We start from the raw sequence: 23,403 nt of genomic DNA on the forward strand, positions 1-23,403 counted from the left end.
ATAAAGCAAAAATATTTTTGTTACTAAATTTATTTTCAAAGCATAAAAGATAACTTTTTCATATCCTTTATTTAATAATAAAAGTTTTATATTTTTGCAGAACAAAGTAACTGACGCCACGCTTTTCAACGCAGGAAGCAGCTTTGTTTTGCCATGCAAAAGGTTCTAAAAGTAAAATAATTTCATATTAAAATACAATTTATTTATTTTGCTTTTAGGTTCTTTTGCGTCCTACAATTATTTTTTAATGCATTTGACAACTTCCATATAAGAAAGCCAGTCAAAATCAGTGTTTAACATCAAAAAAATTTTATATTTTCTATGCATTAAAAAATGTGTATATAGATTTAATAAATCTACATACACATTTGAAAAACAAACTATTTTTTACCTTCTTTAAAATCTATTCTTAACATTGATCTCATTAAAGCTAACTTAGCACGTTCAACGTCATTATTCTTAGGATCACTTAATCTTTCTTCAGCTCTAGTCATTGCTCTTTTAGCACGTTCTAAATCTATTTCATCTTTAGCTTCAGCCGCATCACAACATATAGATAAATTATCTTTTTCTAAGCTTACTACACCTTTTGATGTAAATAGTTCAATTCTACTTCCATCTTTCTTTTCTATTACTGTTATATTAGGTATAATACTAACAATTATAGGTGCATGACCAGGCATGATTTCTAATCCACCATCTTTAGATTTTAAGAATACTTTAGTTACTTCATCTTCTGTAACTATATTATTAAGTGTTATAATTTTTACGTTTAAGGTTCTGTCGGCCATTTTTTATCAGCCCCTTATCCTAAAGTCTTTGCCTTTTCTACGGCTTCCTCAATAGTACCTACAAATAAGAATGCTGATTCAGGAATAGCATCATGTTTTCCTTCTAGAATTTCCTTAAATCCTTTTACAGTATCTTTTACTGAAACATATTTCCCTTTAAGTCCTGTAAATTGTTCACCAACTGTAAATGGTTGAGATAAGAATCTTTGAATCTTTCTAGCTCTATTTACTACAGCCTTATCTTCTTCAGATAATTCATCAACACCAAGAATTGCAATTATATCTTGTAATTCTCTATACTTTTCAAGTATATTCTTAACTTGTGTAGCTACTTCGTAATGTTCTTGACCAACAACTCTTGGATCTAATATTCTTGAAGTTGATTCTAATGGATCAACTGCTGGATATATACCAAGTTCAACTATACTTCTAGATAAAACTGTTGTTGCATCTAGATGGGTAAATGTTGTTGCTGGAGCTGGGTCAGTAAGGTCATCGGCAGGAACATAAACCGCTTGAACTGATGTTATTGATCCGCTCTTTGTTGAAGTAATTCTTTCTTGAAGAGCACCCATTTCAGTTGCTAATGTTGGTTGGTAACCAACAGCTGATGGTATTCTTCCTAATAATGCTGACACTTCTGAACCAGCTTGTGTAAATCTAAATATATTATCTATGAATAAAAGCACATCTTGACCTTGATCTCTGAAATATTCAGCCATTGTAAGTCCTGTTAATGCAACTCTCATTCTAGCTCCAGGTGGTTCGTTCATTTGTCCGAATACTAGAGCTGTTTTATCAATAACTCCAGAATCCATCATTTCATGATAAAGGTCATTTCCTTCTCTTGATCTTTCACCAACACCTGTAAATACTGATAAACCACCATGTTGTTTAGCTATATTGTTAATTAACTCTTGGATTAATACAGTCTTACCAACACCTGCACCACCAAATAGACCTATCTTACCACCTTTTTGGTATGGAGCAAGTAAATCTATAACTTTAATTCCTGTTTCAAACATAATAGGTTCAACTGCTTGATCTTTAAAGCTTGGAGCTGGTCTATGTATAGGATATGTTTCCTTACTATTAACTGGTTCTTTGTTATCCATAGGATTACCTAAAACATTAAATAGTCTTCCTAATACTTCATCTCCAACTGGTACAGCAATAGGTTTTCCTGTATCTACTGCGTCCATGCCTCTTCTTAATCCTTCTGTTGCTTCCATAGCTATAGCTCTAACTATATCGTCACCTACATGTTGTTCTACTTCTGCCACTAAAGTCTCTTCTCCTAAATTAATGTGTATAGCATTATATAGGTTAGGAAGAGAATCAGAATCAAATTTTATATCAATTACTGGTCCAATTACTTGAACAACTTTTCCTATCTTCCCAGGCATATAATGTACCTCCTTACTATTTTTGAGCATCTGCTCCACTAACAATTTCTGTTATTTCTTGTGTTATCATCGCTTGTCTAATTCTATTAAACTTAGTATTTAAATCATTTAGGATGTCATTTGCGTTACTTGTTGCACCGTCCATTGCATTCATTCTTGCACTTTGTTCACTACACTTAGCACTAAGCATAAGTCTTCTAACTTTACCTTTTAAGTAAACTTCTAAAGAATCAGTTAAAACAGATGTATAATCTGGTTCTATAATAAAGTCTGTAGAAGTTCCTTCCATCTTTTCTATTGGTAATAATTTCTCTGATTTTACTTCTTGTTTAACTGGTGATATAAAATCAGTATAAACTATATTTACCTCTGAAACTTCTTTTTCTTTAAATAGACTTAAAGCTTTTTCGCAAATAACTTTTACCTCTTTTGTAGTTGGAATATCAGGAATATCAACGTACTCAGCTATAGATTCAAAGCCTGCTTTTCTTACATAGTTGATTCCCTTTGAACCAACAGTAATTACACAAGTTTCTTCCTGATCATCTTTAGCCAATTCAGATAAATATGATATTACATTATTGTTGTATCCGCCACATAATCCTTGATCTGAAGCTATAACAATGTATAACTTCTTATCGCTTTTGTTTTTAGTGAAATATGGACATTCATAATCTTCACTATCAACTCCAGCTAATTTTCTTACTATGTTTTCAGCAACTTTCATATATTCTTCATTAGCAGATAATTCTCTTCTACATCTTCTAAGCTTAGAAGTGGCAACAAGCCCCATGGCATTTGTTATTTTTCTAGTACTTTGTACTGACTTTATTCTTCTTTTAATTTCTATCAGTCCGCCTGCACCCAATGATTCCACCTCCTAAAGAATTGCATAGCTTAAAAAAGCTATGCCTCTTGTAAAAATATCTTTTTATAACCAACTATTACTTCATCTAATCTTGATTTTATTTCATCAGTTAATTCTTTTTCAGTAATAATTTGTTTTGCAAGTTCTCTTTCATGTGTATCCACATATTCTAAGAATCCTTTTTCAAACTTTCTTACATCACTTACTTTTATATCTGAAAGGAAATCATTAACTGCAGCATATAGAATCATTATTTGTTTTTCAACATCCATTGGTTGATATTGATCCTGCTTTAATATTTCTGTTAATCTCTTTCCTTTTTCTAGTCTTCTCATTGAATCCTTATCAAGGTCTGAACCAAATTGTGCGAAGGCCGCAAGTTCTCTATATTGAGCAAGTTCAAGTCTTAATGTACCTGAAACTTGTTTCATTGCTTTAATTTGAGCACTACCACCAACTCTGGAAACTGATATACCGGCATTAACTGCTGGTCTTTGTCCTGAATAGAATAAATCTGATTCTAGGAATATTTGTCCATCTGTTATTGAAATAACATTTGTTGGAATATAAGCAGTTACATCTCCTGCTAGTGTTTCTATTATTGGTAATGCTGTTAATGATCCACCGCCGTATTGTGGTGCAAGTTTAGCAGCTCTTTCAAGTAATCTTGAATGGATATAGAATACATCTCCAGGATATGCTTCTCTTCCTGGTGGTCTCTTAAGTAATAGAGACATTGCTCTATACGCAACTGCATGCTTAGATAAATCATCATATATTATTAATACATCTTTACCTTGGTGCATAAAATATTCACCCATACTACATCCTGCATATGGTGCTAGATATTGTAGTGGTGCTGAATCTGAAGCTGTTGAACTTACTACTATTGTGTAGTCCATAGCACCCATTTCAGTAAGAGTATTAACTATATTTGCAACTGTTGATTGTTTTTGACCAATAGCAACATATATACAAATAACATCTTTACCTTTTTGATTTATTATAGTATCAATACCTATAGCAGTTTTACCTGTTTGTCTATCCCCTATAATAAGTTCTCTTTGTCCTCTACCAATTGGAATCATTGAGTCAATTGCTTTTAGACCAGTTTGTAATGGTTCATTAACTGAACTTCTTTCTATAATTGAAGGAGCTGGTACTTCAATAGCTCTAGTTTCTGTTGTATTTATAGGTCCTTTTCCGTCGATTTCTTCACCTAATGAATTAACAACTCTTCCTATTAAAGCTTCTCCTACTGGAACTTGAACAATTTTATTTGTTCTCTTAACGATATCGCCTTCTTTTATACCTTCTTCAGAACCAAGTAAAACGCATCCTACATTATCTTGTTCTAGGTTAAGAGCCATACCGTAAACATTGTTAGGGAACTCTAAAAGTTCACCTTCCATACAATCATCTAATCCATAAACTCTGGCAATACCATCTCCTACTTGGATAATTGTACCAGAATCTACTGTTTGTATTTCTTTTTCATACTTTTCTATTTCTTTTTTAATAATAGAAGTTATTTCTTCTGGTTTGATATTCATAGACTCACCTCTATTCTCGTTTAAGCATTATTTCTTTCATTTCGTCTAACTTAGATTTAACAGTACCATCAATGATATCATTACCTACTCTAACAAAGACTCCACCTAGAATGCTCTTATCCACTTGTGTGGTCATAATAATATTTTTATCATATTTCTTTTCCAACTTTTCTTTTAATGATTGCTTTTCATCATCTGTCATTGGAATTGCAGTTATGACTACTGCTTTTAAAGTATTTAGTCTCTCTAAATGGATTTTCTCCATTTCATTTAACTTTTCTCTAATATATGATATTCTATCCTTCTCAATAAGTAGTAATAAAAATGAAAGTAATTCATCATCAATTTTTCCTTTGAATATTGCTGTGAATGTTTCTTTCTTCTTCTTTGTACTTATTTGAGGATGTTTTATTACTTCTTGAAAATCTTTATCTTGATCTATTAAATTACAGATTGCTCTAAGGTCTCCTAAAAATTCATCAACCTTTCCTTTTTCTTCTGCAATTTCATATAGTGCTAAGGCATATCGTTTATCCAAATATTCATACATTATTACTTACCTACCTCATTAATAAAATCATTTATAAGGCTTCTTTGAGTTGATTCTTCAACTTTTTCTTCTAATGCTTTTGTTGATAAATCAATTGCTAAATTAACAACTTCTTTTCTAAGTTCTGCCTCAGCTTTTTCTTTTTGACGTTCAATTTCAACTTTGGCTCTTTCCATAACAGCCTTAGCTTCTTTATTAGCGTCGTTAACTATTTCATCATAAACTTTACTAGCATCTTTTTTCTTACTTTCTATTATCTTATTACCTTCATCTTTTGCCGTGCTAAGTATTCTCTTATTCTCAACTAAATAGATTCTAGCTTTTTCTTCAGCTTCATCAGCCTTAGATATTTTTTCTTCTATATAGTTTTGTCTTTCATCTATAGATGTTTTTATCTTGTCCCATAGGAAATGTTTTAAAATCAATACTAAAATAGCAAAGTTTATTAAAGTTAATAAGACAATAGACGGATCTAATCCTAAAGTTTCCACATTTATAGCCTCCCTTCGGAGTCAATTTAATTAACTCTAAAAAATTACTTTACACCAACAAACATAAGAATTATAGCTACAACTAATCCGTATATTGCTGTTGCTTCTGCAAGACCTGCTCCTAAAACGAATAAACTTTGAATCTTTCCTGAAGCTTCTGGTTGTCTAGCGATTGCTTCTGTTGCTTTACCTGTTGCAATACCTATACCTACTCCTGCTCCAATTCCTGATAATGCAGCGATTCCTGCTGCGATAGCTGTTAAATCCATTAGTTTTTCCTCCTCTAAATTACATTAATTTTAATGTTCTGCTGTTGCCTTAATATTAGCCATTGTTAAAAAGGCAAATACTACTACTTGAATTAACCCGTCAAATACATCAAAATATCCATGAAGTATTACTGGCATACCAATACCACTTATCCATAAGAATTTTGCTAAAGCATTATAAACAAGGTCAATTAGTATTGTTCCTGCTAGCATATTACCAAAAAGTCTTAGTGCTAGAGAACAAGGTAAAACTATTCTCTCCATTATGTTAATAGGTAAAAATAATGTGAATGGTTTTACAAATGCTTTGAAGTATCCTTTAACTCCATTTCTTTTTAATGCTGTATAGTTAAGCACTAAAAATGTTGATAAACCAAGTCCGAAAGTTACACCTAAGCATTTAGTTGGTGGCGCAATTCCTATTAATCCACTTAAGTTTAATACACATAAGTAAACTAAAAGTGTTCCGATATATGGGATATAGCTTAAATAATCATCTCCCATATTTCCCTTAACTAAACCTTCAACAGTTTCATATAGCATTTCTAACACTACTTGTTTTTTAGAAGTTTTTTTGCTGTCAAGGTTTCTTGTTAATAGAAAGGCACTCACTCCTAAAATTGCTATAGCAATCCATTGCCATACAATTTCTTTTGTTATTAGAACATGAAAACTACCAATATTAAATTGAAATATAGGTATTAACTCTAACTGTTCCAATGCTAAGCACTTCCTTTCTTAAATTTTTAAACAGAATCCTTCTACTAAAAAGTGCATTATAAAGCCTGCCAAATAAGCAGCTACTAGCTTCAAATCATACATTATTGGAATAACAATTCCTACAATTACAAAAATTCTCAGGAATGTTGTTGTTAAAATTCTAATAGTACCTTTTCCTATCCATTTCTTTACGACAATCACTCTTGAGATGTAACTTAATAGCCCTATAGCTATTCCTAGTAAAAAAATTGCTGCCATCTGCAGATTAAAAATGAGTCCAATAATTAAAGACATAAATAATCCACAAAGCATATTATATTTTGTTATTTTATGTTGAAGTTTATTCATCTCTTTACTTATCTAACTCCTTTACTCCTCGACCTTGTTATTATATCTCCTGCTTAAATTTTAAGTAACTCTTGTTTCTGGTCAAATTTTCGTATATTTCTTTATTATCTAAAATATTATCAGTATTTTTGTTGAATATCTTACCCATATTTATATTTATTGCTATATGCATAATACTAATGGTCATTATTCATTTATCAGAATTTTTTGAATTCCAGCTATTATAACCCAACTTTTAGAAAACCTTTTCATTTTTTTTTTATTAAATGAATTTTATTTTTTTTATTTATTTTTTCAACTTTTATACTTTTTTTTAATTTTAATACTTATATTGATTGTTCTTACATTTCAATAAGTTGAAACAAGTCTACTGACTTTATTCATAAAATTTACGATATATTCATTAAAAATAAATAAATTAGTTCATTTTTCCTTGATTTTTAAGAAATATCTTCTTCTAATTACTCCTAATAACTTCTTATTACTGCTTAACTTAAATAAAAAGAATTTCCTATTAAGTCTTTAATTTTAAAACTAACAGAAAATTCTTCTTTAACTTTACTATATATTATCTTTCAAATTCTTCTACTTCTTTATCAGATAGATCATAATATTTTAATATAGCATCAACTATTCTTCTTGAAGCTTCTCCATCACCATAAGGATTAACTGCTTTACTCATAGCTTCATATGATTCCTTATCATTAATTAACTTATTTGCTTCAGATACTATTTTTTCAACATCTGTTCCAACAAGTTTAACTGTTCCATACTTAACTGCCTCTGGTCTTTCTGTAACATCTCTTAATACTAAAACTGGTTTTCCTAAGTGAGGAGCTTCTTCTTGCAATCCACCTGAATCAGTCATTACCATGAAACATTTATTCATTAGATTATGAGTTTCTTGAGTATCTTGTGGAGGTAATAAGTGTATTCTTTCATTTCCACCTAATCTTTCAAACACAACATCTTTTACTATTGGATTTAAATGAACTAAGTAAACTAATTCTACATCTTCATTTTCTTCAACAATTCTATTTAATGCTGCACAAATATTTTCGATTCCTTCTCCCCAATTTTCTCTTCTATGTGCTGTTATCATAATAACTTTTTTGTTTTCATAATCTATTTTATTTAATTCATCATGTTCAAAAATATAGTTTTCTTTAACTGTATGAAGCATGGCATCAATAACTGTATTTCCAGTTATGTATATAATATCTTCATTTACTCCTTCTCTTAATAGGTTTTCTTTAGATCCTTTTGTTGGTGAAAAGTGTAAATCTGCTAATGCTCCAGTAAGTTTTCTATTCATTTCTTCTGGATATGGAAAATACTTATCAAAAGTTCTAAGCCCTGCTTCAACATGCCCAACCTTTATTTGTTGATAAAATGCAGCAAGTGCACCTGCAAAAGTTGTTGTTGTATCGCCATGAACTAAAATCATGTCTGGCTTTTCTTCTCTGAATACTTCTTCAAGACCTTCTAAAACTCTATTAGTTATACCTGTTAAGCTTTGCTTTGATTTCATAATATTCAAATCATAATCAGGCTTTATATCAAAGTATTCTAATACTTGATCTAACATTTGTCTATGTTGAGCTGTAACACATACCTTAGATTCTATTTCTTCTCTCTTTTCAAGTTCTTTAACCAATGGAGCCATTTTTATTGCTTCTGGTCTTGTTCCAAAGATTGTAATTATCTTCTTCTTCAAAATTTTTCCCTCCTAAGTTTCATATAATAAAAGCTTGCTTATTTAATAATATTTTCAATTTTTATTTAATATCCTATATTTTCTCCTAAGGAGTCATCATTTTCTATCCATTCATTGACTTCAATAATTCTATAATCATTTTCTGTATCTCTTATAATGATTTTTTCTATTCCTGCATTTATAATTGCTCTTTTACACATAGTACACGAATTAGCATTTTTAACCAACTCTCCAGTCTCTACTTCTTTTCCAACCAAATATAAAGTTGATCCAAGCATATCTCTCCTAGATGCACTTATAATTGCATTTTCTTCTGCATGCACAGATCTACATAGCTCATAATGAGTGCCTCTTGCCACATTCATCTTATTTCTTCTACAATATCCCAAATCAGCACAATTTTTTCTTCCTCTTGGTGCTCCAGTATATCCTGTTGATATTATCTCGTCATTTTTAACTATTATTGCACCATAATTTCTCCTTAAACATGTTCCTCTTTCTAAAACTGTTTGGGCTATATCTAAATAGTAATTTATCTTATCTCTCCTATTCATGAACAAGTCCTCCATGTTATTTATATCTAAAACATTCTACATTATTATACCCTTTAACTTAATTAATTACTAGTTTTATACTAATAAAAAGTGCCTTTTACCAAGTTTTTCTAAGTAAAAAACACTCTTTTTATTATAGAATAAAATTATAAAATCTCTAATCCCCTATATGTAAAAAAAGAAATAGGTATAAATACACTATTTCTTTTTTAATTAATTATTTTGTTCCAAATAATCTATCTCCTGCATCTCCTAATCCAGGTATGATATATCCATTTTCACTTAATTTTTCATCTATTGATGCTATAAATATATCTACATCTGGATGTGCTTCTTGAAATGCCTTAATACCTTCAGGTGCACCAATTAAACATGCAAGTTTTAAATTTTTAGCTCCTCTTTTCTTAAGAAGTTCTACTGCATCTATTGCTGATCCACCTGTAGCTAACATTGGATCTACTACAATTACTTCTCTTTCTGCTATATCTTCAGGAAGCTTGCAGAAATACTCAACTGGTTTTAATGTTTCTTCATCTCTATATAAGCCTATATGTCCAACTTTTGCTGCAGGAACTAAACTAAGCATACCATCAACCATTCCTAACCCAGCTCTTAATATAGGAACTATAGCAAGTTTCTTACCAGCTATCATTTTGCATTTTGTTTTACATATTGGAGTTTCAATTTCAACTTCTTCCATTTCTAGATCTCTAGTAACTTCATAAGCTAAAAGTGTAGATATTTCACTTACTAAATCTCTAAATGCCTTTGCTCCTGTGTCCTTGCTTCTAAGATATGCTAACTTGTGTAATACTAATGGATGTTTTACTTCTACAACTTTACTCATTTATGTCTCCCTCACTTACTTGCTATATTTTTTTTCTATTTCAGAAATTTTATTTAGTCTTCTAACATGTCTATCTCCTTCAAATTTAGCATTTAAGAAGGTTTTTACTATATCTAATGCTAAACCAGGCCCAACAACTCTAGCTCCCATAGTTAATATATTTGCATCATTATGTTCTCTAGTTGCATGAGCACTGAATGTATCTGAGCATAAAGCAGCTCTTATTCCAGGTACTTTATTAGCAGCTATACCTATTCCTATTCCAGTACCACATATTAAAATACCAAATTCATATTCTTTTGCAGCAACTGCTTCTGCCACTTGTAAACCGTAATCTGGATAATCACATGAATCTGTTGAATAAGTACCAAAGTCCTTTACTTCATATCCATTTTCATCTAGATATTTTTTTATTTCTTCTTTTAATCCAAATCCACCGTGATCTGCCCCTATTGCTATTTTCATAACAGGCACCTCCTATTTTTTATGTATATATAAAAGACACTTATCTTCCATAATAGATTTAGTATTGTATGATAATTATCTTTACTACAATGTTTAAATATATCTGAAAAAATAAATGTCTTATATTATCAACTAATTAATTTACTATTTAAAAAAACTCTATAACTAGAAAAGAAATACTTTAAAAAAGAGATAAATAAATTTTTAATATGTATATGTTTTTTTATTCCAAAATTATCACTAATATTTTCAATAATTAAATATCTCATTTATTTCTCCTTTTATCTTTTATTTTATCATTTCTAATCTAAATTTACGTCGATACACATCTGTCTATATAATTGTGTATCATTTTATGATTTTTTTCAACTATTTTTTTTAATATTTATACATCAATTTTATACATCAATGATATCGTATCCAGCAGATTTCTTTAATCTATTCATTACTGCAATTCCTACACCTTGTTCTTCAAAAGCTTCGGACAATATAATATCCATACCCTTATCATCAAATTTCCTTAAATCTTCAAATAAGTTTCGAGCAACTTCCTCAAGCTTATTCATACTTCCAATTATAATAACTTCTCCCTCACTATAATGCTTAGCATTTTCTCTAGAAGCTAAAATACCAACTTTCTTTCCATCTTTAATATAAGAATTAGATAGTTCTTGAATCTTTTCTATTACTTTTTCATTTTTTCCTGAAATAATTCTAACATTTGCTTTAGGTGCATAATGCTTATACTTCATTCCTGGAGCTTTAGGTTTAAAATCTCCTTCAGGCTTTTTCATAAGGCCCTTATCCAATTCAATTAGAGGATCTATTTCCTTTAACATCTCTAAAGTTATGCCTCCTGGTCTTAAAACTATTGGTGGGTTTACAGTACAATCTAAAATAGTAGATTCCACACCAACTTGACACTTCTCACCACCAATTATGTAATTAACTTTTCCCAGTAAATCTTCTTCACATCTTTCTATATCTGTTGGACTTGGTCTTCCACTTATATTGGCTGATGGTGCTGCTATAGCAGTTCCTGATAATTCAATAAGCTTTAATGCCACCTTATTATTAGGCATTCTTACTCCTATAGTATTTAAATTTGCACTTGTTACATCAGGTATTATTTCTTTTTTATTAAGTATCATTGTTAATGGTCCTGGCCAAAACTTATCCATCATTTTTTGTGCAATTTCTGGAACTTCTTTAACAAAACGACTTATATCCTTTGACGCTACATGTATAATTAACGGATTATCTTGTGGTCTTCCCTTTGCCTCAAATATTTTTTTAACGGCCTCTGAATTTAATGCATCTGCCCCTAAACCATAAACTGTTTCTGTTGGAAATACAACTGTTCCACCTTTTTTTATTGATGCAGCAGCTTCATCTATTAGATGTAAATCTTCACTTAAGTCTTCAATCCTAGATACTACTGTTTTCAAAATAAATTACCTTCCTTCTTATACTAATGTTTGACCTCTTGCTATTTTAATATTCTTTATACAATCGTCAGTATATACTGCTTTTACACAATTTTTATATACTGTATCAAGAAGCATATATTTATTTAATCCACCTCGTCTTATAACTTGAAAATAATAAACTTCATCTTCATTATTCATTTTAATTTTTTCAAGTTCTTTTGCCACCTTTGGATAGCGCTTTAAAAAGCCCTTCATAATAGGTTTTAAGCTTCTATTTCTAAACTTAACTGTAGTTAAAATTATAACTTCCATTTCTTCTTCCATTTTTTCTGTATGTACTAAAACAACCTTATCACATAACATGAGACTTTCTTTTGAAAGTAGCCCACTTTTAATTTTTAATCTATTGTTAGAACAAGAAAATTTGAGCGTATAATTTCCTATAATACTTATGACAGATAAAAAAATTAAAAATTCCAAAAAAAATAGACAGGTTAGATAAAAAAATGAAGTTAAACCAGTTAAAAAAACTGCTATCGGCAGTATAATAGCTATAATACCAAGAATAATATACATTATTTTCTTTTCAGCTTTTTCTTTTTTTAACGCTTTATAAATATCCACTCAATACTGCCTCCTTAACACATAATATTCTCTGCAATTAAAGCCTTACATTTAAAATGTAAGGCCTTATCTTATTCTGCAGTATTACCCATATTTTTCATCTTTTCAGCTTGGTCTGCTGTAATTAATGCATTTAAAATTTCGTCAATATCTCCATCTAGGAATGTTTCTAATTTATAAAGAGTTAGTCCTATTCTATGGTCAGTAACTCTTCCTTGTGGATAATTATATGTTCTTATTCTTTCACTTCTATCTCCAGTACCTACCTGACTTCTTCTATCTTCTGCAATACCTTCGTGTCTTTCAGCCTCTGCCTTTTCATATAATCTTGCTCTTAAAACTTTAAGTGCTTTTTCTTTATTCTTAATTTGTGACTTTTCATCCTGACAAGAAACAACTATTCCTGTAGGTAAGTGAGTCATTCTTACAGCTGAATCAGTTGTATTAACGCACTGTCCACCATTACCTGATGCTCTAAATACATCAATTTTTAAATCTTCTGGTCTGATTTCGATATCTACTTCATCAACTTCTGGAAGTACAGCAACTGTTGCTGTTGATGTATGTATTCTACCACTTGATTCTGTATCTGGAACTCTTTGTACTCTATGAACTCCACTTTCATATTTCATCTTAGAGTAAGCACCATTTCCTTTAACCATGAATACAACTTCTCTAAAACCACCTATATCAGTTTCATTAGCGCTCATTACTTCAACTGACCATCTATTTTTTTCTGCATATCTTGTGTACATTCTAAATAAGTTTGCTGCAAATAATGCTGCTTCTTCTCCACCAGCACCTGCTCTAATTTCTACAAATACGTTCTTTTCATCGTTAGGATCTTTTGGTAATAATAATATTTGTATTTCCTTTTCTAATTCTGCTTCTCTTTCTGTTAAAGATGCAATATCTTCTTGAATCATCTCTCTCATATCTCTATCTTTTTCATCAACAAGCATTTCTTTATTTTCTTTTAATTCTTGTATTACTGTTTTATATTCTTTGTATGCATTAACAATCACCTCTAAATCAGACTGTTCCTTACACAGCTTTCTCCATTCATTCTGATTAGCTATAATCGAAGGATCACTGATCATTACAGATAATTCATCATACTTATTTTCTATAAAAGCTAATTTATCTAATAACATGATATCACTCCGTATCTCAATTTTCATATTTTATTATTATATCACAATATGTTTATCTTTATCAACAATTGAAGGTTCCTATAACTACTCTGTCTAATCCTGCTAAATCCTTGATAACTTCTATATTAGTGTATTTATTTTCTTTCATAAGTGCACTTACACTCTCCCCCTGATCATATCCTATTTCAAAGGCTAAAAGGGAGCCTTTTTTTAATACCTCATTACATTCAGCTACTATTCTTCTATAGAAAAGTAGCCCGTCATCTCCTCCACTTAATGCTGTATGGGGTTCATAGTCTTTTACATCACTCATAAGATTATTAATTTCTTCTTCTTTAATATAAGGAGGATTTGAAACTAATATATCATACCTTTTACCTTGTTCTCTAGGTACCTTAAGTAAATCACTTCTAATGAAAGTTACTCTATCTTGAAGATTATGTCTCTTTATATTTTTCTTTGTAATTTTTTCCGGAATATTATAATAATCAATGGCATCTACTTTGATATTTTTTCTATAATAAGCTAGTGCTATCCCTATAGCTCCACTTCCTGAACACAAATCACAAACCTCTAAGGACTCATCTTCCTTTATTTCATCTAATACTCTTTCTACTAATACTTCTGTATCACTTCTTGGTATAAGAACGCCTTCTTCAACGTAAAAATCTAATCCCATAAAATCACATTCACCTAAAATATATCTTACAGGCATTTTATCTTTTCTTTTATCAATTAGTTTTAAAAATTCTTCTTTATCTTCATTATTGACTCTTTCCTTATTATTAATCATTAGATATAACTTATCTTTTTTTATAATTTTACCTAATAATAACTGTGAGTCAAGTCTTGCTGTATCTATTCCTGCTTCTAATAAGGTTTTAGTACCTATATTAAGCAATTCTTCTATTGTTTTTTCTTTAATACCTTCAGCTGTTTTTAGTGATTCAATTGCCACTTCAATTTGATCATCATCTGGCTCTCTTGTTGTTAACTTTTGAAGCTGAAGGCCTGGGGTTGCTACTATTTTTGACATTTTACTATCACTCTTTCCAAGCCATTTTATTAATTCATAAGTAATTCCTGATACTACAGGAATTAATACAATTCTTAGTATAAGCCTTTCTAAAAATCCTCCCCATCCTGTAAGAGAAATTACTAGAATACTTACTATCATTATTAAAAATAAAAAGTTAGTTCCACATCGTGGATGAAATCTTTCTTGTTTCCTTACATTTTCTACTGTTAATGGAAGGCCTGCTTCATAACAGAAAATAGTTTTATGCTCTGCTCCATGATACTGGAATACTCTGTATATATCATCAAGCTTTCCTATTGCCCACATATAGAATAATAGAATTATGATTCTAATAAAAGCCTCTATAAGATTTAATTCAATGGAATTTAAACCAAATTTAGAGAATGTAGAAGCTACTGATGTTGGTATCCCTATAAAAAGTCCTATTGATATTAAAAATGAAATAATCATTGTTATGCTAATAATTATGCCATTTCCTTTTTCTCCGAATTTTTCTTGTAGCCATTTTTCAAAATTAGAAGACTCTTCTTCATCTTCAAAAAAAGAAGCCGAATAATTTAAGCTTTCTATTCCTATTCTTAATGAGTCTATCAATACAAAAACTCCTCTTAAGAATGGTATATTTATAAGTTTATATCTTTCTGTAATTGGTGTTATATTTTGAAATTCAGTAACAATTTCTCCATCACTTTTTCTTACTGATGTAGCAGTGCCTTTAGAGCCTCTCATCATAACGCCTTCAATTACAGCCTGACCACCCACATTTTTTCTGCTCATTAATCAACCTTCCTTCTACAATATTTAATTATTTATTATCTTTAAATTTATAATAACACTTTCCACATAATGATTCATATTCAACATCATCCATATTATCAATGGCAATTTGTTCTCCTTCAAAAACAAATTTATCCTTAATCTTTCTTGCATTTAATACTGCTTTACTTCCACATTTACATATAGTCTTCATTTCTTCTATACTATGTGCTATTAATAATAATCTAGTACTTCCTTCAAATCCATTCATTAAAAAATCTGTTCTTAAACCATAGCATATAACTGGTATATCCATTTTAACTGCAATTTCAAATAATTGATCTATTTGATATGCTTTCATAAATTGTACTTCATCAACTAATATGCAATCAAGCTTTTTATTATGTCTTAAATCTTCCTTAATCATCTCATAAATATTATCTTCAGCTGTAATAACCATATCAACTTTTCTTGTTACACCTAGTCTTGATACAAGCTTATCTCCACCTTTTTTATCTGTTGAAGGTTTAAGCAAAACCACTCTTAATCCTCTTTCCTCATAATTGTATGCAACCTGCATTAAATGGGTTGACTTACCTGAATTCATTGCTCCATATCTAAAGTATAATTTGCTCATCTTGCTTCTCTCCTTATGTCTCGATAAATTTGATTATAGCATTTAATTATTTTATAAAAAAGTCATTTTTACTTAGTAATATGTAATTTTTTATTTAGAAATTTTTTGCTTTTCTCCCTTATATATAGTTATTTAGCACATGAAATTTTATTGACCTTATTATATTGCTATGATATAATCAAGTAGCTATTGAGTGACTGTATAAGTCATATTGAAAGAGGTGAAATAAATGAGAGAAGGCATACATCCTGAATACCATCACGACGCAGTGGTTAAGTGTGCATGTGGAAATACTTTTACAACTGGTTCTGTTAAAGAAGAACTTAAAGTAGAAATATGCTCTAAATGCCACCCATTCTTCACTGGTAAACAAAAAATCATGGACGTTGGCGGTAGAGTTGATAAGTTCAATAAGAGATTCAACCTTAACCAAGGTAAATAGGAAATATTGGGAAAGACATTGTCTTTCCCATTTTCTTTATTTTAATGTGTGAAATTTAGACACTGTAATAATATATTGATAAACTTAGTGATAAACTATATACATAATATTTAATAAAGCGAGTGAATTGAATGAAAAAAGTTTTAATCTTGACTACCTCAACAGGCCAAGGTCATAATCAGGCTGCCGATTCAATAATTGAAGCTTTTAATAATACGGACTTTGAGTGTATTAAACATGATTTTTTAATAGATAACAAAATATATAATGAAGTCATTGTAATGGGTTACGAAGTTTTTGCATCTAAATTTCCAAAACTTTATGGTTTTTTCTATAATCTAACTGATAAAAGATATGTAAATAAATCTTCTACTTTAGTTTTTTTACCTGTAATAAGAAAACTTTTAAGATATATAGAAAAGACAGATCCAGATATAATAATCGGAACTCATCCTTTTACTGTAGATATGATTTCTTACTTAAAATCAAAAGGACTTAATATTCCATTTATATCTGTAATTACAGACTTTAAAGCTCATTATTCTTATATTAACTCTTCAGTAGATTCATATATAACTGCAAGTAAAAATACAAAAGAATATCTTGTATCTAATGGAATAAAAGACGAGATAGTCTATCCAATTGGTATTCCTATAAAGTCTAATTTTTATGAAAAAAAACTTGAGGTTTCTGAGATTAAAGATGATGGATATTTTAATCTTCTACTTATGAGTGGAAGCATGGGACTTGATAATATATCCTATGTCCTTGATGAATTACTAAAGAATAAACATAAACTTAGAATTACCGTAGTTTGTGGTAATAATGAAAAACTAAAGAATTCACTTTTATTAAAAACTGATTTTGATCATAATAATAAAAAACTTCATATTCTTGGCTTTTCAAAAGATATAGCATCCCTTATGGATTATTCAGATATTCTAATATCAAAACCTGGTGGACTAACATCAACAGAAGCAATTGTTAAAAACATACCTTTAATAATTCCTTTTGCAATTCCAGGACAGGAATTAGATAATACTGAGTTTTTAGTTTCTAATGGATACGCCTATGCTTTAAAAAACTATAGTGATATTAATATCATAGTAGATAAATTGATACAAGATCCAAATTATTTATTAGAAATGAAAAGCAATTTAAAAGAATTGTCTAGCTCTTACGATAAACGTAAGATAGTAGATATGTGTAATAATCTTATAAATGATAGTTCTAAAAACATATCAAAAAAAATTTTTTCATAAATTAAAAATATCAATTAACCATATAAGCTATGATTAATTGATATTTTTATTATCTATTATTTTTTAAAATGCTTGCTTTTTCAAATGTATCTAAAAATTCTTTATTGTTCTTAGTTTTTTGAAGCATATTAATTAAGTTCTCAGTTATATTTTCAATATTTCCATCTCTATTCATAGTTCTTCTTATTGAATATGCAACTTCTTTTTCTTGTTCAGTTAATAATAAATCTTCTTTTCTTGTTCCTGATTTATAAATATCTATAGCTGGGAATATTCTTCTTTCTTGAAGCTTTCTATCTAAATGCACTTCCATATTTCCTGTACCTTTAAATTCTTCAAAAATCATATCATCCATTCTTGAACCAGTTTCAACTAAAGCTGTAGCAAGTATTGTTAAACTTCCACCATTCTCAATATTTCTAGCAGCTCCAAAGAACTTCTTAGGCATTATTAAGGCTCCTGGATCTAACCCCCCTGATAAAGTTCTTCCTGTTGGTGTAACTGTTAAGTTATATGCTCTTGAAAGTCTTGTTAAACTATCAAGTAAAATAACAACATCTTTTCCTTGTTCAACTATTCTCTTAGCTCTTTCTAAAACTATTTGAGAAACTTTTGCATGATTTTGAGGTTCTTCATCAAAAGTTGAATATATAACCTCTCCATTTATACTTCTCTGCATATCAGTTACTTCTTCTGGTCGTTCATCTATTAATAAAACTATTAAAACAACTTCAGGATGATTTGTTGTTATGCTTTGTGCTATTTTCTTTAATAAAGTAGTTTTACCTGCTTTAGGAGGTGCTACAATAACTCCTCTTTGACCTTTTCCTATAGGACATATAATATCCATTAATCTAGATGATAAATCTTCTGATTTATTTGTTTCTAATCTTAATCTTTCAGTTGGGTAAATTGGAACAAGATTTTCAAAAGACTTTCTTCCAATAGCTTTATCAGGGCTTTCACCATTTACTTTTTCTACATATAAAAGAGCTTTAAATTTTTCTCCTTCTTTAGCTTCTCTAACTTTTCCAACAACTTCATCTCCAGTTTTTAAGTTAAATCTTCTAATTTGAGAAGGTGATACATAAATATCTTCACTACTTGTTAAGTAATTCTTACATCTAAGGAAACCAAAATTATTATTTTCTAGTATTTCTAGTATTCCTCTTGTAGTATTTGAATCATTTATCATAGCTTTTAACTGTTCTTTCTTTTCAGAATTTTTTTCTGTATTATTGCGATAATTATCATAATTCCTATTGTTATTAGCAGGTTTTGGTGCTATCTTTTCTCTAAGAATTACTCCATCTTTCTCTATGCTATTTGATTGTTCCTCTATAATTTTTTCTATCAATTCATCTTTTTTTAATTTTGATAAATTTTTAATTCCTAATTCTTTAGCTACTTTTTTTAATTCAACTAAAGTCATCTTTTCATATTTCTCCTTTGTCAAAATTACACCTCCAAATTTTTTATTAAATCTTTCTAAAATCACTGAATTATAATTGAATGTTATCGGAATGAGATCAGAGATATGATATTATCGTTCTTAATTCTAATGATAATTATAACTACTTATAACTACTTTAACAAGCTTTCTTCAATTTCAAAATATTTTTCTCTAAAGTCTTTGTTTATTAAAAATTTTTCTTCAGCTTTCTTAACATTATAATTTATACTATTTGTATTCTTATAATTAAATATTTCTTTTATTTTTTCTTTATCCATACACTTATAATTTTTTAAAAACAACAAAAGAAGATATTTATTATCTCTATCTTTTAGTAACTTAATAATATTTTCGTCATTCATATTATTATATAAAGCTATAACTTTCAATATTTTTAAATATTTCTCTGAAGAATACATACACTTACTCCTTTTATTATTCATATCAAAAGTATTTCCTTATATGAATAAAAATAATCAAAAAAACTATCTTTAAAGAAATAATTTCTTTAAAAATAGTTTTTTAACTATTATTGAGTTTTAATCTTTAATGATAACTTCGTATCTAAAGGAGCTTGTCCTGCAACAGCTAAAGAATAACCTATAACTAATTCTCCGCCATCTTCATCCATATCTATTTTTAATTCTTTTGTATCTATACTAATTTCAAGCATTCCATAAGGTGTTTGGTACATAGATATTGATGGTTCTTTTTCATTAAAATACATTTTAGTATTAGTTGTTCCTTCTCTTTCTAATACAACTTCCCTATCTTTTATAGTTAATGTAGTAGTAGTTCCGTCCATCCCTGATATTTCAGTTTCTTCGTATACTGCCTTAAAACCATCATCGAATCTAATGTATTTACCAGGTGAAATTACTTCAATAACTTCATCTCCTTCAACACCAGCATTACTAGTTATGCTAATAAGTGCTTTTTTATCCATGAAAGTATCATCTCCTCACTGATTTTCTTAAATTTATATTATGTATTTAGCTATTTCTTCTTCAGATGCAGGTTTTACTTCAAATACATCTTCAAATTTAGTTTTATAGAAACCAGATTTCACAGCAACACATTCTTCATCTTTTCCTTTTGTATATCTTGCTGTTATTTTTGCTGCTAATTCCTTATCTTCATTAGAAGCATCTCCTAGTATTATTCCCATAGCTCCTTTATGGCTGTATGGTAAAAATACTGTATCTTCCTTTGTTATTATCTTTTTAATTTCTTCTCCTTCATCAGCAGTTCTAGAAACTATAATTTTTGTTCCTGATGGAGTTATAAAGTGTCTTCCAAATCTTAAAATAGCTATTTCTTTATCATTTAAATCACCATTTCTATCTAATGCATCCTTTAGTCTTATAGAATAGTTTGGTTCTGTTAATTTACATCCTCCTGCTGGTGATGGATAATCAATAATCCCCCACTTATCTGCAAGTTCCATTTGAACTTTTCTGCTTCTTCCTGAAATTTTCATAAGTTTTTCTCTATCAACTAATCCTGAAAGTTCCATTTCTGTAGGTTCAAGATTTAATGCACATAATGGTCTTAAAATTTTATCTGCAAATCCAGATTCCTTTTTTACTGTATTTAATGCTTGTTTATTTTGAGACATAGGTCTTTGATTTAAAACTTCTCCTGTAATTATAAAATCTGCATTATATTCTTCTAGTAATTTTCCAGCATAATTCATCATCATAGCATGGCAATCTATACATGGATTCATATTTTTGCCTCTTCCATGTTTAGGATTCTTAACCATTTCAAAATGTTCTCTTGAAAAATCTACAACAACTAATTCAACACCTATTTGCTCACACATTTTCTTTGCGCTTTCTTCCCCAAAAAAATATGATTTAAAACATACTCCTATTACTTCTATTCCCTGATCTTTAACAAGCTTTGCTGCTAAAGTACTATCCAATCCCCCTGAAATCATCGCCAGTGCTCTTGTCATTATACACTTACCTCCAAATTACTCTTTGTGTTACATTTTATAGTTTATGATTTTTGTCTATTATAATCAAGTAATAATTCTTTAAAGTAATAGCTTTATTTAAAAAATTTATTAAAAATTTCTACAATTTTAAATTTTACTTTTACATGATTTTTATTTTCTTCAACTACTTTATCAAGTTTTTCTCTACTTTCTTCTTCTTCAACCTTTCCCTTTGTCACATCTATAAAGCATAATGATGGAAACATAACACACCACCAATTATGTCCTTCCCCATTACCTATAATAACTCTAAAGGCCTCATAGTTTCCCTGAGGAAGCGTTATATTACCATAAGATTTTTCCGGGAAATTTTCACGTGCTAGCTCTGCCTTAACATCATAATTATATCCATTTTCTTTTATTACTTTTAATGCTATTTTCTTTATTTCATCTTTCTTTTCCAAAATTTTTTTCCTTGATTCTTCAATTGATTCTAAATCTTTTAAACAGGGCTGTAAATAATTTAATATTTCATCCCTTACTTTTAATTTCAAATTTTGATCTTCCTCACTATCACTATTTGCAAGGACATGAAATCTTATTACAGTATCTTTTACATCATCGTAGTTATATACTTTTTCCTCATTTACATAACTACAAGATGCTAAAACTCCTAATTTATTAAAGCTTGTACACCCAGTAAATATAAAACTTAACATTACCAATAAAACAAAAACTATTTTGATATTTTTTTTCATAATAAAAACCCCTCCTATGTCAAAAATTATCTCCATAAAAAGGTTTTTTATTCATTAAATTAAATTGTTCTTGTTAAAAATACATCTACATATTTTTCTTTTAAATCATCATAGCATCTTCTTGCTATTTGCATATCATCAAATAAAGCAAAGATAGTTGGACCGCTTCCGCTCATCATAGCACCAACAGCACCATTTGCAACAAGATTTTCTTTTATCTTATATAGTACTTTGTGCTTTCTTATAGTTACATTTTCTAAAAGATTTTTCATATTATTTGCTATATAATATAAATCATTTTCTTCAATTTTTTGAACTAATTTTTCTGTGTTTGGATGTATCATTACCTTGTTTATATCAAAAGCTTTATATACATCCTTTGTAGATACACCAAATGGTGGCTTTATAAGAATTACTATATGATTCTTAAATGGTTTTAATGGTGTGATTTTTTCTCCGATTCCTTCACACAAAGCTGTTCCACCCTTAATACAATATGGTACATCAGCCCCTAATTTTTCTCCTAATTTCATTAATTCTTCATCTGAAGCATTAACATTAAACATTTTATTTAATATTCTTAAAACCGCTGCACAGTCAGCACTTCCTCCTGCAAGTCCTGCAGCAACAGGAATATTTTTTATTATATTTATTAAAACACCTGATTTTATTTTATAAGTGTCTAAAAATAATCTAGCTGCTTTATAAGCTAAATTCCTTTCATCTGTAGGAATAAATGACTTATTGCAATTTATAGTTATTCCTTCTCTAATCTCACTAATTTCTATTTCATCATATAATTCAATACTTTGCATTATCATACTTAATAAATGGTATCCATCTTCTCTCTTACCAACAACATCTAGAGATATATTTATTTTCGCATGAGCTTTTCCCTTCATACTTCTCTTCCTTCCTAACTACTTTATAACAAATATTATTCATAATTTTAACATATGAATTACAAATAAAAAAGTGGGCAGTTGGAATATAAAAAGACCAGCTAATAATAGTCAAGTAAATTTTAAAAAATAATATTTTTTAAAAAAGGGTATAGCAAACAAACCATTTGTAAAACACGAATAGTTACAAAAAATATAAATCAATTAAGCGGCACTATTTTGAGAAGTATTTTCTAAAAACATTTGTTTATGTATTTTAGGATTTCGTAACTCAAATGGAGTTTGGTTTCGAAGTACTGCAAAGATATAATTTATTAATTTGTGCATTATAGCAACTAAAGCAACTTTAGCTTTTTTGCCTTGCAAATTAACTTTATAGTATTCTAATAAAACGCCATTAATAGGAGTTCCATTACGAGTACATC

26 protein-coding genes and 1 pseudogene are annotated in these 23,403 nt (G+C 29.2%); 2 read left to right on the forward strand and 25 right to left on the reverse strand.

The features are described from left to right. Positions 1-380: 380 nt before the first annotated feature. The 18 genes from atpC to BM384_RS05995 all read right to left on the reverse strand — a co-directional run bounded on the left by atpC (position 381) and on the right by BM384_RS05995 (position 16,219). Complete coding sequence (gene atpC, locus BM384_RS05910) at positions 381-791, reverse strand: ATP synthase F1 subunit epsilon (protein WP_090012046.1); 411 nt, start codon at positions 789-791, stop codon at positions 381-383. Between the two features lie 14 nt (positions 792-805). After that, positions 806-2,197 (reverse strand): F0F1 ATP synthase subunit beta, encoded by a 1,392-nt coding sequence (gene atpD / locus BM384_RS05915; protein ID WP_090012048.1) that lies wholly within the window; start codon positions 2,195-2,197, stop codon positions 806-808. A 16-nt stretch (positions 2,198-2,213) separates the two neighbouring features. Further along, entirely contained in the window at positions 2,214-3,065 is an 852-nt protein-coding gene (atpG, locus tag BM384_RS05920) for an ATP synthase F1 subunit gamma (RefSeq protein WP_090012050.1), read from the reverse strand. A gap of 38 nt (positions 3,066-3,103) precedes the next feature. Beyond that, positions 3,104-4,618, reverse strand: coding sequence for a F0F1 ATP synthase subunit alpha (atpA, locus tag BM384_RS05925; RefSeq protein ID WP_090012052.1), 1,515 nt, complete (start codon positions 4,616-4,618; stop codon positions 3,104-3,106). Positions 4,619-4,628: 10 nt separating this feature from the next. Further along, positions 4,629-5,168: a F0F1 ATP synthase subunit delta gene (locus tag BM384_RS05930; RefSeq protein WP_090012054.1), complete on the reverse strand. Its 540-nt coding sequence runs from the start codon at positions 5,166-5,168 to the stop codon at positions 4,629-4,631. Positions 5,169-5,170: 2 nt separating this feature from the next. Continuing rightward, the gene (locus BM384_RS05935; protein WP_090012056.1) at positions 5,171-5,659 is read right to left on the reverse strand and encodes a F0F1 ATP synthase subunit B; all 489 of its coding nucleotides are present in this window, start codon (positions 5,657-5,659) and stop codon (positions 5,171-5,173) included. 44 nt (positions 5,660-5,703) lie between these two features. Further along, positions 5,704-5,928, reverse strand: coding sequence for an ATP synthase F0 subunit C (atpE, locus tag BM384_RS05940; protein ID WP_090012058.1), 225 nt, complete (start codon positions 5,926-5,928; stop codon positions 5,704-5,706). A 30-nt stretch (positions 5,929-5,958) separates the two neighbouring features. Continuing rightward, positions 5,959-6,648 carry a F0F1 ATP synthase subunit A gene (locus BM384_RS05945; RefSeq protein WP_090012059.1) on the reverse strand — a complete coding sequence of 230 codons (690 nt, stop codon included), beginning with the start codon at positions 6,646-6,648 and terminating at the stop codon, positions 5,959-5,961. 18 nt (positions 6,649-6,666) lie between these two features. After that, positions 6,667-6,996, reverse strand: a complete 330-nt coding sequence (locus BM384_RS05950) for a hypothetical protein (RefSeq protein ID WP_090012061.1) — start codon at positions 6,994-6,996, stop codon at positions 6,667-6,669. Positions 6,997-7,564: 568 nt separating this feature from the next. Beyond that, entirely contained in the window at positions 7,565-8,716 is a 1,152-nt protein-coding gene (gene wecB / locus BM384_RS05955; protein ID WP_090012063.1) for a non-hydrolyzing UDP-N-acetylglucosamine 2-epimerase, read from the reverse strand. Between the two features lie 62 nt (positions 8,717-8,778). Continuing rightward, a complete protein-coding gene (locus tag BM384_RS05960) occupies positions 8,779-9,267 on the reverse strand; it encodes a dCMP deaminase family protein (RefSeq protein WP_090012065.1) in 489 nt (162 codons plus the stop codon). A 217-nt stretch (positions 9,268-9,484) separates the two neighbouring features. After that, positions 9,485-10,114 (reverse strand): uracil phosphoribosyltransferase, encoded by a 630-nt coding sequence (gene upp, locus BM384_RS05965; RefSeq protein WP_090012067.1) that lies wholly within the window; start codon positions 10,112-10,114, stop codon positions 9,485-9,487. 15 nt (positions 10,115-10,129) lie between these two features. Then, on the reverse strand, positions 10,130-10,579 hold the full coding sequence (gene rpiB / locus BM384_RS05970; protein ID WP_090012068.1) for a ribose 5-phosphate isomerase B: 450 nt from the start codon (positions 10,577-10,579) through the stop codon (positions 10,130-10,132). 398 nt (positions 10,580-10,977) lie between these two features. Further along, positions 10,978-12,027, reverse strand: coding sequence for an L-threonylcarbamoyladenylate synthase (locus BM384_RS05975; protein ID WP_090012070.1), 1,050 nt, complete (start codon positions 12,025-12,027; stop codon positions 10,978-10,980). 18 nt (positions 12,028-12,045) lie between these two features. After that, a complete protein-coding gene (locus BM384_RS05980) occupies positions 12,046-12,633 on the reverse strand; it encodes a hypothetical protein (protein WP_090012072.1) in 588 nt (195 codons plus the stop codon). A 71-nt stretch (positions 12,634-12,704) separates the two neighbouring features. Continuing rightward, a complete protein-coding gene (gene prfA, locus BM384_RS05985; RefSeq protein ID WP_090012074.1) occupies positions 12,705-13,787 on the reverse strand; it encodes a peptide chain release factor 1 in 1,083 nt (360 codons plus the stop codon). Between the two features lie 61 nt (positions 13,788-13,848). Next, complete coding sequence (gene prmC / locus BM384_RS05990; protein ID WP_090012077.1) at positions 13,849-15,603, reverse strand: peptide chain release factor N(5)-glutamine methyltransferase; 1,755 nt, start codon at positions 15,601-15,603, stop codon at positions 13,849-13,851. Between the two features lie 28 nt (positions 15,604-15,631). After that, the gene (locus BM384_RS05995; protein ID WP_090012079.1) at positions 15,632-16,219 is read right to left on the reverse strand and encodes a thymidine kinase; all 588 of its coding nucleotides are present in this window, start codon (positions 16,217-16,219) and stop codon (positions 15,632-15,634) included. Positions 16,220-16,448: 229 nt separating this feature from the next. Between BM384_RS05995 and rpmE the strand changes: the two genes are divergently transcribed. Both rpmE and BM384_RS06005 read left to right on the forward strand, forming a co-directional pair. Continuing rightward, positions 16,449-16,661 carry a 50S ribosomal protein L31 gene (gene rpmE, locus BM384_RS06000; RefSeq protein WP_090012081.1) on the forward strand — a complete coding sequence of 71 codons (213 nt, stop codon included), beginning with the start codon at positions 16,449-16,451 and terminating at the stop codon, positions 16,659-16,661. A 131-nt stretch (positions 16,662-16,792) separates the two neighbouring features. Beyond that, entirely contained in the window at positions 16,793-17,923 is a 1,131-nt protein-coding gene (locus tag BM384_RS06005) for an MGDG synthase family glycosyltransferase (protein WP_090012083.1), read from the forward strand. Between the two features lie 49 nt (positions 17,924-17,972). On the opposite strand, the gene rho is transcribed toward BM384_RS06005, so the two are convergent. From rho to BM384_RS17910, 7 genes and pseudogenes are all read right to left on the reverse strand, one after another. Continuing rightward, positions 17,973-19,379 carry a transcription termination factor Rho gene (rho, locus tag BM384_RS06010; RefSeq protein ID WP_090012085.1) on the reverse strand — a complete coding sequence of 469 codons (1,407 nt, stop codon included), beginning with the start codon at positions 19,377-19,379 and terminating at the stop codon, positions 17,973-17,975. A 128-nt stretch (positions 19,380-19,507) separates the two neighbouring features. Then, entirely contained in the window at positions 19,508-19,795 is a 288-nt protein-coding gene (locus tag BM384_RS06015) for a hypothetical protein (RefSeq protein ID WP_090012087.1), read from the reverse strand. Between the two features lie 110 nt (positions 19,796-19,905). After that, the gene (locus BM384_RS06020) at positions 19,906-20,322 is read right to left on the reverse strand and encodes a YwiB family protein (RefSeq protein WP_090012090.1); all 417 of its coding nucleotides are present in this window, start codon (positions 20,320-20,322) and stop codon (positions 19,906-19,908) included. A gap of 33 nt (positions 20,323-20,355) precedes the next feature. Further along, a complete protein-coding gene (locus BM384_RS06025; RefSeq protein WP_090012092.1) occupies positions 20,356-21,336 on the reverse strand; it encodes a tRNA 4-thiouridine(8) synthase ThiI in 981 nt (326 codons plus the stop codon). A 95-nt stretch (positions 21,337-21,431) separates the two neighbouring features. Continuing rightward, positions 21,432-22,076, reverse strand: coding sequence for a stage II sporulation protein R (gene spoIIR, locus BM384_RS06030; protein WP_090012094.1), 645 nt, complete (start codon positions 22,074-22,076; stop codon positions 21,432-21,434). A gap of 59 nt (positions 22,077-22,135) precedes the next feature. Continuing rightward, positions 22,136-22,978, reverse strand: coding sequence for a 4-(cytidine 5'-diphospho)-2-C-methyl-D-erythritol kinase (ispE, locus tag BM384_RS06035; RefSeq protein ID WP_090012096.1), 843 nt, complete (start codon positions 22,976-22,978; stop codon positions 22,136-22,138). Positions 22,979-23,182: 204 nt separating this feature from the next. Next, a pseudogene (locus BM384_RS17910) lies at positions 23,183-23,403 on the reverse strand (IS110 family transposase); the annotation flags it as partial.

This window comes from Clostridium sp. DSM 8431 (genome assembly GCF_900116755.1).
Classification (GTDB): domain Bacteria; phylum Bacillota; class Clostridia; order Clostridiales; family Clostridiaceae; genus Clostridium.

Excerpts from the sequence above, each read along its gene's own strand:
- atpC (WP_090012046.1), bottom strand. The coding sequence starts at position 791 with ATGGCCGACAGAACCTTAAACGTAAAAATTATAACACTTAATAATATA.
- atpD (WP_090012048.1), bottom strand. The coding sequence starts at position 2,197 with ATGCCTGGGAAGATAGGAAAAGTTGTTCAAGTAATTGGACCAGTAATT.
- atpA (WP_090012052.1), bottom strand. The coding sequence starts at position 4,618 with ATGAATATCAAACCAGAAGAAATAACTTCTATTATTAAAAAAGAAATA.
- BM384_RS05930 (WP_090012054.1), bottom strand. The coding sequence starts at position 5,168 with ATGTATGAATATTTGGATAAACGATATGCCTTAGCACTATATGAAATT.
- atpE (WP_090012058.1), bottom strand. The coding sequence starts at position 5,928 with ATGGATTTAACAGCTATCGCAGCAGGAATCGCTGCATTATCAGGAATT.
- BM384_RS05950 (WP_090012061.1), bottom strand. The coding sequence starts at position 6,996 with ATGAATAAACTTCAACATAAAATAACAAAATATAATATGCTTTGTGGA.
- BM384_RS05960 (WP_090012065.1), bottom strand. The coding sequence starts at position 9,267 with ATGAATAGGAGAGATAAGATAAATTACTATTTAGATATAGCCCAAACA.
- upp (WP_090012067.1), bottom strand. The coding sequence starts at position 10,114 with ATGAGTAAAGTTGTAGAAGTAAAACATCCATTAGTATTACACAAGTTA.
- rpiB (WP_090012068.1), bottom strand. The coding sequence starts at position 10,579 with ATGAAAATAGCAATAGGGGCAGATCACGGTGGATTTGGATTAAAAGAA.
- prfA (WP_090012074.1), bottom strand. The coding sequence starts at position 13,787 with ATGTTATTAGATAAATTAGCTTTTATAGAAAATAAGTATGATGAATTA.
- prmC (WP_090012077.1), bottom strand. The coding sequence starts at position 15,603 with ATGAGCAGAAAAAATGTGGGTGGTCAGGCTGTAATTGAAGGCGTTATG.
- BM384_RS05995 (WP_090012079.1), bottom strand. The coding sequence starts at position 16,219 with ATGAGCAAATTATACTTTAGATATGGAGCAATGAATTCAGGTAAGTCA.
- rpmE (WP_090012081.1), top strand. The coding sequence starts at position 16,449 with ATGAGAGAAGGCATACATCCTGAATACCATCACGACGCAGTGGTTAAG.
- BM384_RS06005 (WP_090012083.1), top strand. The coding sequence starts at position 16,793 with ATGAAAAAAGTTTTAATCTTGACTACCTCAACAGGCCAAGGTCATAAT.
- BM384_RS06015 (WP_090012087.1), bottom strand. The coding sequence starts at position 19,795 with ATGTATTCTTCAGAGAAATATTTAAAAATATTGAAAGTTATAGCTTTA.
- BM384_RS06020 (WP_090012090.1), bottom strand. The coding sequence starts at position 20,322 with ATGGATAAAAAAGCACTTATTAGCATAACTAGTAATGCTGGTGTTGAA.
- BM384_RS06025 (WP_090012092.1), bottom strand. The coding sequence starts at position 21,336 with ATGACAAGAGCACTGGCGATGATTTCAGGGGGATTGGATAGTACTTTA.
- spoIIR (WP_090012094.1), bottom strand. The coding sequence starts at position 22,076 with ATGAAAAAAAATATCAAAATAGTTTTTGTTTTATTGGTAATGTTAAGT.
- ispE (WP_090012096.1), bottom strand. The coding sequence starts at position 22,978 with ATGAAGGGAAAAGCTCATGCGAAAATAAATATATCTCTAGATGTTGTT.